The organism is Streptomyces sp. NPDC034037 (assembly GCF_055575715.1).
Genome location: NZ_JBVISC010000013.1, coordinates 172,012 through 185,468 on the forward strand (window position 1 = coordinate 172,012; position 13,457 = coordinate 185,468).

The window sequence follows — 13,457 nt, forward strand, 5'->3', positions numbered from 1 at the left end:
GCCGAGAACTGCAAGGAGACTGTGAAGACCATGGCCGCGAAATATCGCGAGACCAGCAGGGCCGCCTACCTCCTCAAGCCTGGTGCCGCCCCCTGGACCGCCCGTTACCGCACGTTGCCCTTCCCTGAGCAGTGGCACGAAAGTGTTCTGGAACTCTGCAACCTCGGCCGCGCTCCCAAGGCTGAGCCATACCGAACCGCGCCCGTCGCCCGCTTCAACGGAGTCCTGCAGAGCCTCGCCCCCGACTTGATCGTGCGAGGCCGCCCTCGCGACCCGCGTCAACTGGCCGAGGACTTCTGGCTCTACGCCCCGTACGACGTCCCACACCCGCTCCCCGGCGACACACTGGACCGGCTCAACGGCGCCTGGCTCCAAGACCTGCGCCCCGAACCCGAGCACCACCGCGCAGTCCTGAACGCATACACAGCGCTGCACTCAAGCCCGCCGCGATGGCAGGACGTCACTGTCGACCTCCTAGGTTGCCCCACAACCGAAGGTGGCGGAACCGCCGCCCCACGTGACCGGCAGTACCAACTCGCGACCGACGCCCTGGCCCGGCGCATCCTCGCCCTCGGCCCCTACGAACACAGCGCCGGAAGTCTGCACTTCCGGGCCGTACCGCGTGGCCCGCGCCAACAGGGAGCAGAGCTCCTCTCCCAGCCTCTCTCACACGTAGTCAAGGGGCGGAAATGGTGGTTCTCCATCGTGATCAACATTTCGCTGCACACTGTCCCCTTCGACCCCCGGCCCCGGCTCCACCTGCACACCGGAGTACGCCGCTGGGCAACTCGCCTCGACCCAAAGAAGCAGCGGCTGCGGCTGCCATCCGGGCGCGACACATCCGTCTATCTGCTGCCGGGCATCCCCTGGCTGTCAGGAACGCCCACCAGCGACCGTTACGCGGTGGCACGTCTGACCTGGGACCGCACCAGCCAGGGCTACGCCTGGAAGAACAACGGACCAGCTCAGATTCTCGGCAGGCTGGCGCTCAACCGGCCCTTCCCCGACCCGGTCAGACTGCTTACCGAACCCGAGGAATGGATCGGCGACGGAGAAGGCACCCGTGCCTCGGTCGTGCACAGCACACATTTGGGTGCGCACGGCGTCGGTACCGGCCTGATGTCACACCAGCGTTCACAGATCGTTGAATGGGCCGAACAGGCGTTGCCCGAGCAGATGCGTCGGGTTCCTGCCCTCAGCCGGGCCAGCGTCGGCAGCAGTGCTCCTGCGAACGTCCGGCCCAAGCCGAAAGCGGCGGAGAAGGACGCCGAAGCGGAACGCGAAGCCCGTGCCCGCCGGACCGCCCTTGCGGTGGCCGCCAGGATCAACAAGGGACAAGAGACCGCCGAGGCGTTCGAGCGGACGGGAGACGCTGGCCTGGTCGAAGCACGGCTGGTGTGGCAGAGCCCTTCTTTCCGGGAGGCGGCTATCGAGGCCCTCACTGATGTCCTCGGGCTGGACGGCGACGGCGGACGTCCTGCAGCCGCCGGCGCCGAGGAAGAATACGAGCGGGCCGCACCCGGAAGCGCAGTCATCCTCGAGTGGAAGTCATCCGAACTCATCCTCCGCCTGCGCTGCCTACGCGCCACCGGCGGAATCACCGACACCCTGGGCATCGACGCCAAAGCGCGGCCGAGAGGCAAAGCACTGGAGGCTGGCATCAGCACCCGGCGCAAGGCGGTCGGGGCATTTCTGGCAGCCGACGGAGCCGACCTGCTCCACCCCGGTTTCGCACTCGTGGAGATTGACCGCCGGCAGGACTTTGCGCACCCGCTGGACGACCCCAAGTACGCGCTTCGGCTGGGCTGCGCGGACGTCGGCGTTCTTACGCAGTTCGCGCTGGTCCCAAAGAAGGCCAAGGGGCACAACACCGAGAAGAACCTCATGCACCGGGTCCGATCGGGATGGGAGGACGCCCTGCGTCAGTTCGGCGTCCGCGTCCTGCCCGAGCACACGCTCGGCGAGGCCCTCCCCGAGAACCTGCGCTACGTCGCCACGTACATGGTCAAGCGACGAAAGGACGGTCCCACGCGCCTTCCTCGCCACACCCCTGTGGCCGTCATGGTCACACCGCTCGCACCAGGCAGCGGTCTGGCGGCAGTCACCGGCTGGGACGAGCAGAAGGGACGCTGGATCCCCTACTCCCACTTCCTGCTCGGCCTGGTCAAAACTGCCGAAATTCCGGAGGTTAGTGAACACGCAGGGGCTGAGCCCGGGACCATCAGAAACACTGAAGCGGTAGCTGCCGTACCCCCGCAGCGTTCGTACAGTGTCTGGCAGCAGGACATGGACGAGCAGCGCAGGACCACCGCCCGCTACCTCCAGAAGATGGTCCGCTCACTCCGCGGTCGTCCCACCGTGCTGTTGACCCATTCTCAGAACAGCAGGTTGCACTGGCCCTGGCTCCAGGACGGCCGAACCGAACAGGACCTGATCAAGACCGGGCACGCCCAGCCAGCGGGTCTGGACCCCGATCTCCGGTTGATTCGCGTACGTACCGCTGCAGGTAGGGAGACCCCACAGTGGTGGGGTAACGCCGCTCCCGGCGAGGTCAATGGCCTGCCCCAGGGCCTCTGGGTTGAGGACGAGGACGCGCCTCGGTCCTCAGGGCGGATCTTCTACAGCACCACTCCGAAGGCAGGCACCTTCCGGGACTCCGCCGTCGAGGCTGACAAGATCGCCCCCCGCCCTCTGCGACAGGGACCCAACAGAGGCAAACCCACTATCGACACGCACATCCCCGCCTGGAACCCTGGGCTGGTGGAAGTTGCGGTCCTGGGCTGCCACGAGGACGCCGGCGATTCGCCCGAAGCGCTTGCCCTCGCGGTGCACCAACTTCGCCAAGCCCCCGACTATCTGGACGCACTATCGCTTCCGTTGCCCCTGCATCTGGCGAGCCTCGCCCAGCACTACGTACTGCCGACGGTCACCGAGGGAGAGGCTGAGGCTGAGGAACCCTTCCCGGCCGAGACAAAGGGCGGTGTCGATGATCAGCGAGTGGCGGAGGTGCTGGGCGTGATCGCGGAGGCTGTAAACATCGAACCGGTAGATGTGGACCCGGAGTACGCGGAGGAGCCTGGCCTCGCGCAAGCTCCGGAGGAGGAGCAGCTCGCCCTCTTCTCCTGAATCACGCACCAGTTCGTAGGAAAGCTCCGCTGCCGGTCCACCGGGATCACCGCCGTCATCCGTGCCGTAGTCACCCTCAAACTCGCCACCTGATCAAGATGAGAAAGGGCGGCTCCGCCGCGTCAATCACTCGCTGAGTGCGCACGGCCGGGCGCCAGCGTGAGCCCCGTCAGCGTGGACCGAACCTCTGACAGTCCAAACAGGCGTGCTGACAGGAATTCCTTGGTGCGGTGACCCCCGACGGGTAGATCGCCTCACCCACGCGAAGGCCGTGCGGGATCTCGGCAACTTCCCCCAACTGGAAGGCTGTTCCGGGCACCCACCAGAGTCTGGAAAGGTAGTTGAGATGGGTCGATAGCGCGACCAGAGGATGGTGCGGGTGCGCGGCCTGGAAGCACATGAGGACTTCCTTGCCGGTGGTGGGCCAGGGGACGGCGTTTCCCGATCGGGGGTCGCACCACATGAAGTGGCCAAGGTCGGCGATGGTGACGAACTTGGGCCACTCCTCCGGGGTGCGGTCACGGCACCAGCCCTCGATCCAGCGGGTAACTGTTCTTACGCGCTTGGACTTGGAGCTGTACGCGAATACCCCTCCCGAGGTCGGCACGTAGTTCAACTGCCCGGCGCTGGAAGCGAAGCGAAGATGGTGAACCTCGGCCTGCCGGCGGCGTGGCGCCGTCTGCACGTTCGCGATCGACTGCATGGCGCCAGATAGAACCTCGCTGTCCACCGTGCTCTTGACTTCGATGACGGTGTGCACTGCCGATGGATCGATGTACACCCGACCGTCGTCCTTGAGGATGCGGTGGGGCTCTACCGTTGGGTCAGCCAGTACAACATCCTGCTGATGGAACCAAGCCCCGGTACTGGAATCCTCGACTCCGGCACGCTTGTAGATCGCGGCCCTACGATGAATATACTTGCCGACCGTCGTCCGGACAGCGTGCTCGCGCTCGTTGCCTTGATCGGTAGGGTGCTTCAGCGTCGAGGTTTCCTGAAAGGTCGCCTTCAAGAACATGGCGTCCTGAATGAAAGCGTCGAGGACATCCATCCCCGTACTCATGCATCGCCCTCCTGGTTAGGCTCTCGGGGCAAGCCTACGGAGATGCACCGACAGCGCGAGGTAGTTGAGGTCACCAGGCGCGAGCGACGGCGATCACGAGGGCGATTGCTACCGTACGGGCAGGTGGAGTCAGGGCAGTGCAAACCGTGGCGACGTGCGTCAGACCTCTGCACGTAACGCACGCAGCGCACGCAATGCACACCGTCAATTTGCCCCGATTTCCTCGAGTGGGCCGCTGACCTGCGACTCCTTGCACACGATTTTGTTCCACATGTTTCGCGATGACGCATCATGTGGAGTGCGTGGCGATTCTCGAGCCTGCCTCGAAGGGGGCCTGAGCTGCGGGCTCCGAGAGGTGTCCTGACGCTCGTTCTGGTGGAGTGTCAGGCGCCCTTCGCCCCTGTTCGAACCGCCTGTCGGACCGCAGGGGCGTGCCGTGGGCCGGTGAGTCGGTGCCTGGATATACCGCACGCTCACGCAGGACCTGGTTTCGGAGACGATCCACAGTGCTTTCCCTGGTGTCGATACGACGGTGGCCGACTGGCGGTGCGCCCACGCCGATCGGTACTCCCGGACGACCTGATCGTCGATCACCGGTGCCGATGGCCTGACCGGCATTGGCGCCGCGCGCCCGCCCCCATGCGTCCCGGACCGCGAACCGCCCCCGCGCCGGGCCTCCCCGGCCCGCCCGCGCCTCACCCCGGGCCGCGCCGTGCACCGCCCCTTCCCCCGCCTTCGTCCGGGTTCGCGTCATCGTGGAAGAGCAGCCAGAGGCCGAAGGACGTGTCCGGGGCGTGGAGCGGGGCGCCGAGGAGTCGCTCGCAGCGGCGCAGGCGGTTGTTGAGGGTGTGGCGGTGCACGCCCAGGGCTGCGGCCGTGCGGTCGTTGCGGTACTCCTCGCGGACCCAGGTGCGCAGCGTCGTCAGCAGGACGTTGCCGCCGGGCGCCGTCTCCAGGGTCTCCAGCAGGCGCGCGCGCAACAGCGCCACCCCGGCCAGGTCGATGGTCGCCGGCACCAGATCCCGCCACTCCAGTTCGCCGTGGGTCACCAGGGGAACCTGCCGGCGAACGGCCTGGCGTGCGGCGGAGCGGGCCTGTTCGTAGGCGACGCCCATTTCGGAGCGGTGCTGGAGGGCGGCCAGGCCCGCGTGCACGGGGCGGGTGAGGTGGCCGGCCAGCCCGTCGACCAGGGTGCGGGCGTCCAGGAAGACCTCGGCGCGGGCCACCAGCAGCATCCCCTCGGGAACCTCGCACGGCGTCACCCAGCGCCCCAGGCCCCAGCACTCCTCCAGCGCCGCGCCGAGCAGCGTGGGCGAGGCACCGGTGAGCACCAGCATCGCGTACGGGCCGGCCTGCGGGAGCCGGAACTCCTCGACGACCTTGCTCCACACACCGCTCCGCAGCGCGTGGCCGGCCAGCAGCCGTATACCCGCCTGGAGCATGAGCAGTTCGTGCGGGGCGGGCGGGCGGCGCCGGTTGAAGTGGTCGGCGAGCTCGGCCGCGGCACGGTCCAGGCGCTCCAGCCGGGCCGTGTCCAGGGAGCGGCCGGTCACCAGCAGCACCGCCCGGACACCGCCGCCGACGGCGATGGACCGCACCCGGACCCGCGCGCCGCCGGAGTCCAGCACCGTGCGGAACATCGGGTCGTGGCCGGCTGCGGGCGGCAGTTCGCCGCGCAGCCGACCGAGCAGCGAACCGCCCGCGTCGGGGTGTCCGGCCAGAGGCCGCAGCCCGGCGTCGAGGACGTGGACGTGCGCGTCGAGTTCGGTGGCCAGCGCGCGGGCCCAGGCACCCAGCTCCGGGACAGCCGGCCGGACGTGGTGCAACGCGGCATGGATCTCGGCCGCCGGGTCCTGGCCGTGCGCCGGGAGCCAGCGCACCACCGGCACCTCGTACTGCTCCGCCAAGGCGAGGAAACCGATGGGGACGGGCTGGGCGGCATCGGCCACCTGGACGACCGCGAGCGGTACGTGGCGCAGGCGGGCGATCAGGGCGCGCTGCGCGGCCCGGCAGGTCGGGATGGCCGCGGCGTCCAGGGCCACGGCGTGTCCGGCCGGCGGCGGGTCCGGTTCCGTCAGGGAGCGTCCGCGCAGGTCGGTCAGGCCGGTCACCTGCCGCTCCACACCCCAGGCGCCGACCATCAGACGGGCCTGCGGGGCGAGATTCGCCAGTAATTGCAACGTCTGTACCGCCATGCCCCCATTATTTCGGCCGGTGCGCGCACCGCGGTACCGCCGCCCGGTGACGGGAATCACCCAGGGTCTTCCGTCTCGCCGGTTTCGGGACGTCCGGCCGGTCTCCGGGGCGGGCCATCCGCCCTGGACGCGTGGCCACCGGCGGCCGTCCGGGACGGTGCGGCACCGCCTCCGGTGCGGCTCGCGGGTGGCGGTGGCTGGCCGCGTGGCCACAGGGGGCCGGCCTCACCCCGGCACACCGTCGGCACCGGTCCGCGAGGTGGGACTTTCGCCGGAAATTCCGCCGGCCCGGGCGGCCCAGGCTGGGGGCACACCACACGAGCACTCCGCCGGCCCGGAGAACGCCGCCCACTTCGCGGCACCGGGAACGGGCGGACCCCGTAGAGGAGATGACCGACAATGCCTGGTCCCGCGGTTTCCACCGTTCCACCGGTGCCGCAGAACTGGTCGCCCCGGATGCTGCGCAATCCGCGGCGGCGGGAGGCGGCCCTCCTGGGAGTCAGCGCGGTCTCCACGATCCAGATGGTCGACCCGAGCCTGAACTCCACCGCCCTGCCGCGGGCCGCCGAGGGCCTGGGCATGAGCTCCGGAACGATGACGCTGGCGGCCAGTATCGCCACGCTGCTGTTGGCGGCCTCGATGCTGGGCACCGGGTCCCTGGGCGACCTGCGCGGACGCCGCAAGGTCCTGCTGGCCGGCGCGCTCGCCGCGGTCGTCGGCTGCCTGGTGACCGCCCTGGCCGGCAGCGGCGTCGTCTTCCTCGTCGGACGCGTCGTCACCGGTATCGGGACGGCGGCGGCCTTCGGCATGAGTCTGGCGATCATCCCCTTGCTGTTCCGACCGCGCGAGCTGCCCCGGGCGTTCGGGATCTGGCTCGGTGTGCAGGGCATCATGATCGTGGTCGCCTGTATCGGCGGTGGTCTGCTGGTCACGCATTTCAGCTGGCGGATCGGCTACCTCGTCGTCCCGGTGATCGGCCTGATCGCCACCGTCTGGGCGTACCTGACGGTGCCGGACAGCCGGGCCGAGAAGGCGCGCCGCTTCGACACGGTCGGGGTGCTGCTCGCGGCCCTGGCGCTGATCTGCCTGATCGAAGGGTTCAGCCAGGTCAGTGCGCACGGCTGGCTGTCGCCGGTCACGCTGGGGCTGCTGTCGGCCGCGATGGTGCTGTTCGGCCTGTTCGCCGCCTGGGAGCGGCGGGTGGACGAACCGGCCTTCCCGATGGAGCTGTTCACCTCCCGCCCGTTCGTCGCGGCGATCGTGGTCGGGGTGGTCTTCAACCTCGGCAACGCGGCGGTGACCATGCAGTACCCGCTGATGGTCCAGGGGACGCTCGGCAAGTCGGCCTTCGTCTCCTCGATCGTGATCGCGATGTTCGGCGCGGGTTCGATCGGCGGTGCGTTCGGGGCCGGGGCCTTCCAGACCCGGCGGGGCATCAGCGACCGGGCGATGTTCGTCAGCGGTCTCGGCATCATCGCGGTCGGCCTGCTGGCCATGGCCTTCACCACCGAACACACCCCGCTGTGGCTGTTCCTGGCGACCTCGACGGTGATCGGATTCGGCGTCACCTGGGCACAGAACCCCCAGTCCGCGGTGATGATGCGGTCCGCGCCGTCCTCGATGGTCGGGTCCGTGGGCGCGGTCAAGCCCGCGGTCGGCCAGATGGGCATGGGGCTCGGCCTGGGCGGTCTCATCCCGGTGGTGAACTCCTTCACCGCCGCCTCCTCCGGTACGCCGCGGCACGCCGCCGCCCGCGGCTTCGGACTCGGCATGCTGCTGGTCGCCGTCTTCCTCGCGGTCGCCGCGCTGGTCGTCTGGCGGATGATGCGGCCCCGGTACGACGACGGCCCCGCAACGCTCCCGAACCGGGCCGCCACCGAGCCGGCCGAACGGGCCGAGCCGGCTGAAGCGGCCGAGCCGGCTGAACCGGTCGAGCCGGCTGAACCGGTCGAGCCGGCTGAACTGGCCCAGGCGGCTGAACTGGCTCAGGCGGCCGAACGGGCTCAGGCGGCCGCGCGGACCGACGAACCTGCCTGACCTCTGGCGCGCCCGGCTCCCCTGGCCCGCCTCCCTTCCCCCCACCCGTACCACCCGTACCGCCCTAGGAAGGTCCCCCATGAGCACCACCCCCGCGATCGAGAACGCCGACCAGGCACCCGAGCGGATCTTCGTCAACGCCAACCTGATCACCGTCGACCCGTCCCGACCCCGGGCCGAGGCGCTCGCGGTGAACGGCGGCCGCATCACCGCCCTCGGCGACAGCGACGAGATCCGCGCCCTGGCCGGCCCGGACACCGACATCGTCGACCTCGGCGGACGTACCGCGCTGCCAGGCTTCATCGAGGCGCACGGCCACCCGAGCGTCAGCATGACCACCGACGGCCCCGACGTGGTGGACATCCGCCCGATGACCTGCCCCACCGCCGAGGCCGTGCGGGCACGGATCAACGAGACCATCGCCGCCGCCGAACCCGGTGCGCCGCTGGCCTTCGTCGGCTGGGACACCCTCCTCCAGGAGGGCCTCGGAGAGCCCACCCGCGCCTGGCTGGACGAGCTGGCCCCCGCCAACCCGGTCGCGATCCTCCAGAACTCCGCGCACATGTCCTGGGGCAACTCCCTGGCCATCAAGGCGATCGGGCTCACCCGCGACACCCCGGACCCGGCCGGCTGCCACTTCGAGCGCGACGCCGACGGCGAACCCACCGGGAAGGCGGTCGAGGCCCCGGCCTCCCTGATGATGATCGGCACCCCGCTGAACCCGCCCGCCGACCGCGCCCCCGCGCTGCTCGCCAACGAGCACGAGGTGCTCGCCGCCCGTGGTCTGACCACCTGCGGGGACCTCGGCCTCAAGGCCGGCATGCGGGAGGTCTGCGCCGAGTTCGCCCGGAGCCCGCAGGCCCGGGTGCGGGTCCGGGCGTACGAGATGTCCAACGCGGAGCTGCACACGGACGCCGTCCCCGGTCAGGGCGACGCGATGTTCCGCCAGATAGGCATCAAGATGTGGGCCGACGGAAGCCCGTGGATCGGTAACATCGCCACCAGCTTCCCGTACCTCACCAACGACCGCACCGCCGCCATCGGCCTTGGCCCCGACCACCGCGGCTGCGCCAACTACACCGCGGAGCAGGCCCGCGCGATCGCCGAGGCGTACCTGCCGCGCGGCTGGCAGCTGGCCTGCCACGTCCACGGTGACGTGGCGGTGGACATGATGCTCGACGTCTTCGAGAAGGTGCTGGACGAGCACGGCCGCCCGGACCACCGCACCCGCTTCGAGCACTGCGGCACCATGACCCGCGAGCAGTACCGGCGGGCCGCCAAGCTGGGCATCACCTGCAGCCTCTTCGTGGACCACATCTACTACTGGGGCGACGTCCTGGTGGAGAGCCTGTTCGGGGAGCGGGCCGAGGACTGGGCCAACGCCCGGGCCGCCCTGGACGCCGGCATCCGGATCTCCTTCCACAACGACTCGCCGGTCACCCCGGTGGAGCCGCTGCGCAACATCCAGGTCGCGGTCACCCGCCGCACCCGCTCCGGCGCCCGCGTCCTGGGCCCGCGCAACCGCGTCACCCTCGACGAGGCGATCCGCGCCGAGACCATCGACTCCGCGTGGCAGCTCCAGAGCGAGCACGAGGTCGGCTCCCTCGAAGTGGGCAAGCACGCCGACCTGGTGGTCCTGAACGACGACCCGTACGCGGTGGACCCGGACACCATCGGTGACCTCCAGGTGCTCGCCACCTACCTGGACGGCCGGCCGACCTACACTGCCTGACCCCGGCCAGGCACCGTCCCCATGCCCCGCGACCCGGCACCGACCGGCGTCCGCGGGGCCGCGGCGCTCAGCGTCCCGTAGTCCGCGTCGGCGCCGGGGCAGCCGCGGACCGAGCGATCCGCCGCAGGGCGACTTCCGTTCCGCCACCGCAGCTCCGTTCGTTTCCGTACGGCCCGACCACCAGCATGCCGGACGCTGCCGCCCGCCTCGTACTTGGCCTGAAAGGCCTGGCCGGAAGGGCAGTTCGCCTCTACCGGATCGCCTGTTCCGGGCACCACGATCGGCAGAGCGATCACCGCGACGAGGGGCGCAGAACCGCTCTCGTCGACGCTCACCCACGTTCCCATCACCCCGGGGAGACCCATGCTGTCGTCCGACTCGGCCGCCGTTGTCCGCGCCACCCTGCCCGCCGTCGACGCGGCCCTGAACGAGATCACGGGCCGCTTCTACTCCGCCATGTTCGGCGCGCGTCCCGAGCTGCTGGACGGGTTGTTCAACCGCGGCAACCAGGCCAGCGGCGAGCAGAGCCAGGCACTGGCCGGATCCATCGCCGCGTTCGCCAAGGCGCTGCTGGCCGACCCCGACGCCCACCCGGACGCCCTGCTGTCGCGGATCGCGCACAAGCACGCCGCGCTCGGCGTCACCGAGGACCAGTACACGATCGTCCACAAGTACCTCTTCGGCGCGATCGCCGAGGTCCTGGGCGAGGCGATCACCCCGGAGGTGGCCGCCGGCTGGGACGAGGTGTACTGGCTGATGGCGGGCGCACTGATCGCGCGGGAAGCCCGCCTCTACCACGAGGCGGGGGTCGATCCGCGGGGGCCTTGGCGCCGGTGGACGGTGGTGGAGCGGCGCGAGGAGACCCCGGACGCGGTCTCCTTCCTGCTGCGCCCCGCCGACGGCGGCCCGCTGCCCCGGGCGCGCGCCGGCCAGTACGTCAGCGTGAAGGTGCTGATGCCCGACGGCATCCACCAGACCCGCCAGTACAGCCTGTCGGACGCGCCCGGCGACCGGCTGCGCCGGATCACCGTCAAGCGGGTGGCGAGCGTGGCCGACGCCCCCGAGGGCGAGGTCTCCAACGCGCTGCACCGCACCGTACGGGCCGGCGACGAACTCACCCTGTCGGCACCATTCGGCGACGTGGTTCTCGACGGCGGCGACGCTCCGCTGCTGCTGGTCTCCGCCGGGATCGGCTGCACCCCGATGGTCGGCATGCTCGCCCACCTCGCCGCCACCGGCTCGTCCCGCCCGGTGCGCGTCCTGCACGCCGACCTCAGCCCGGCCGACCACGCCCTGCGCGCCGACACCGAGCGCCTGGTGTCCCAACTCCCCAACTCTCAGGCACACTTCTGGTACGAGCGGGGCGCGGACGAGGAGGCCGGCGAGCGCCCGGGCCGGATGGCCCTGGACGGCCCGGGCCTGGGACCGGACCTCGACCTGTCCGCCGACACCGACGTGTACCTGTGCGGCTCGCTGCCCTTCATGCGCGCCGTCCGCACCGGTCTGCTCCGGGCCGGCGTCCCCGCCCGCCGCATCCGTTATGAGGTCTTCGGACCTGACCTGTGGCTGGCCCACGCCGACAGCTGAACCCGCCCACCGCCGCCTCCCGTTGCCGTCCGCAGCCGTCCACGGCTGGCCAAGGGGGCCGGAAGTCCCGGCGGTTGTGGACCTTCAGCGGATCCGGCGCGCGGGGGGATCTGTGAGGCTCTCGTTGCAGGCGCAAGATCATCGGCTGTGGCCCCGCCACCTCGACGCATCGCCGCAACGACACATCACCACCACGACACACGCCGGGGCCGGCGGGGCACGGACCGCGCCGCGAGCGCGGACGGGCGCGACACCGCGCGCCCGATGACGCCGGAGACCGGAGACGGAGCGAAGCACTATGGCAGCCGCGAACAGGGGAGAAGAGGGGACGCACCGCCCCGACGAGGCGCGCGCATCGCAGGACGACACCGAGGAACTGCCCTCGGTGGGCGTGGCACCGCCGCGCCCGGAGATCACCGGTCCGGCGCACCCGCCCGTCCCGACCGAGGGCCGGGCGCGCCCGCAGGACGTGGCCGTGGCCGGAATCGCTCTCGTCAAGGAGCTGTTGGAGCCCGCCGCGCCCGCCGCGCCCGCCGCGCCCGCCGCGCCCGCCGCGCCCGCCGCGCCCGCCGCGCCCGCCGCGCCCGCCGCGCCCGCCGCGCCCGCCGAACCGGCCGCCGCGGGCGGCGCCCCGGCTCCGGCCCCAACCGCTCCGCCACCGGCCCCCGCCGACGCCGGAACCACTCCGGCCGCAAGCCGCCCGAAGAAGCGCCCGGCGGCCGCGCCCCCTCCCGGCCCCCACCGCGTCGGCGAGAACCCCTCACAGCGCCGCGCCCCCTCCGCCGACCCCGGCCTGGTGGAACGGCGCGGCCGCTCGTTCTCCGGCTGGGCGGCCATCCTCCTCGCCGTCCTGGCCTCGGCCTGCTGCGCGAGCGTGCTCTGGTGGCACGGCCTCCTCCCGGAGCGTGCGGTACGCGCCGCGGGCCTGCCGCTCGTCCCGGACCACGGCCCCGTGCGGCGGTGGGAGTGGACGCTGGTCGGGTGCGGCGGAGTCGTGGTGCTGCTCGCGGTCGGCGGGCTCACCCGGGGGCGGGCCGGGAGCGCCTGGGTGCTCAGCTTGTTCGGACGGTACCGGGGCAGCGTGCGGCGCACCGGGCTCGTCTGGATCAACCCGATGGTGCTGCGCCGCAGAGTGGACGTCCGGCTGCGGCACTGGCGCAGTGAGCCGATGCCCGCCGTGGACGCGGCCGGCGTCCAGCTCCGCGTCGTCGTCCTGGTGGTGTGGCGGATCAAGGACACCGCGCGGGCGCTGCTCGCCGTCAACGACCACGAGGCGTATCTGCGCGAACAGGTGGAGGCGACGATGGCCCGGGTGCTCTCCCAGCTGCCCGCCGACGCCTTCCACGAGGACACCCCGACCCTGCGGGACGCGGAGGCGGTCGGCGACACGCTGACGAAGACCCTGTCCGCCGGCTGCCTGCCGGTGGGCATCGAGGTCTTCTCCGCCCAGCCCACCCGGCTCGAGTACGCGCCGGAGGTGGCGGCCGCGATGCGGCGCAGCCAGATCGCCGCCCTCGACGCCAAGCACCGCGGCACCGTACTGACCTCGGTCATCGACGCCGTGGCCGAGACCATCCACGGGCTGACCTCGCGCGGCCTGGTCGAACTGGACGACTACGAACGCCGGGCGCTGGTACGGGACTTGACCGTCGCCTTCTACACCTCGCGGGGCAGCGCACCGGCGGAGTCCTGAGCGGACCTCTGACACACGGAATAC

The 13,457-nt window shown here is 71.0% G+C and carries 7 protein-coding genes; 5 read left to right on the forward strand and 2 right to left on the reverse strand.

Annotation, left to right across the window (positions count from 1 at the left end):
• Positions 1 to 30: 30 nt before the first annotated feature.
• Complete coding sequence (locus ACZ516_RS32495; protein WP_469013248.1) at positions 31 to 3,126, forward strand: pPIWI_RE module domain-containing protein; 3,096 nt, start codon at positions 31 to 33, stop codon at positions 3,124 to 3,126.
• 169 nt (positions 3,127 to 3,295) lie between these two features.
• Here the strand turns inward: ACZ516_RS32495 and ACZ516_RS32500 are convergent, their stop codons facing one another.
• On the reverse strand, positions 3,296 to 4,189 hold the full coding sequence (locus tag ACZ516_RS32500) for a DUF6602 domain-containing protein (protein ID WP_358193435.1): 894 nt from the start codon (positions 4,187 to 4,189) through the stop codon (positions 3,296 to 3,298).
• Positions 4,190 to 4,884: 695 nt separating this feature from the next.
• The gene (locus ACZ516_RS32505; RefSeq protein WP_469013203.1) at positions 4,885 to 6,384 is read right to left on the reverse strand and encodes a helix-turn-helix domain-containing protein; all 1,500 of its coding nucleotides are present in this window, start codon (positions 6,382 to 6,384) and stop codon (positions 4,885 to 4,887) included.
• Between the two features lie 432 nt (positions 6,385 to 6,816).
• Between ACZ516_RS32505 and ACZ516_RS32510 the strand changes: the two genes are divergently transcribed.
• The 4 genes from ACZ516_RS32510 to ACZ516_RS32525 all read left to right on the forward strand — a co-directional run bounded on the left by ACZ516_RS32510 (position 6,817) and on the right by ACZ516_RS32525 (position 13,433).
• On the forward strand, positions 6,817 to 8,421 hold the full coding sequence (locus ACZ516_RS32510) for an MFS transporter (RefSeq protein ID WP_469013204.1): 1,605 nt from the start codon (positions 6,817 to 6,819) through the stop codon (positions 8,419 to 8,421).
• A 79-nt stretch (positions 8,422 to 8,500) separates the two neighbouring features.
• Complete coding sequence (locus ACZ516_RS32515) at positions 8,501 to 10,153, forward strand: amidohydrolase (protein WP_469013206.1); 1,653 nt, start codon at positions 8,501 to 8,503, stop codon at positions 10,151 to 10,153.
• A 363-nt stretch (positions 10,154 to 10,516) separates the two neighbouring features.
• A complete protein-coding gene (locus ACZ516_RS32520; RefSeq protein ID WP_469013208.1) occupies positions 10,517 to 11,740 on the forward strand; it encodes a globin domain-containing protein in 1,224 nt (407 codons plus the stop codon).
• Between the two features lie 298 nt (positions 11,741 to 12,038).
• The gene (locus ACZ516_RS32525) at positions 12,039 to 13,433 is read left to right on the forward strand and encodes an SPFH domain-containing protein (RefSeq protein WP_469013211.1); all 1,395 of its coding nucleotides are present in this window, start codon (positions 12,039 to 12,041) and stop codon (positions 13,431 to 13,433) included.
• The last annotated feature ends 24 nt before the right edge of the window (positions 13,434 to 13,457 follow it).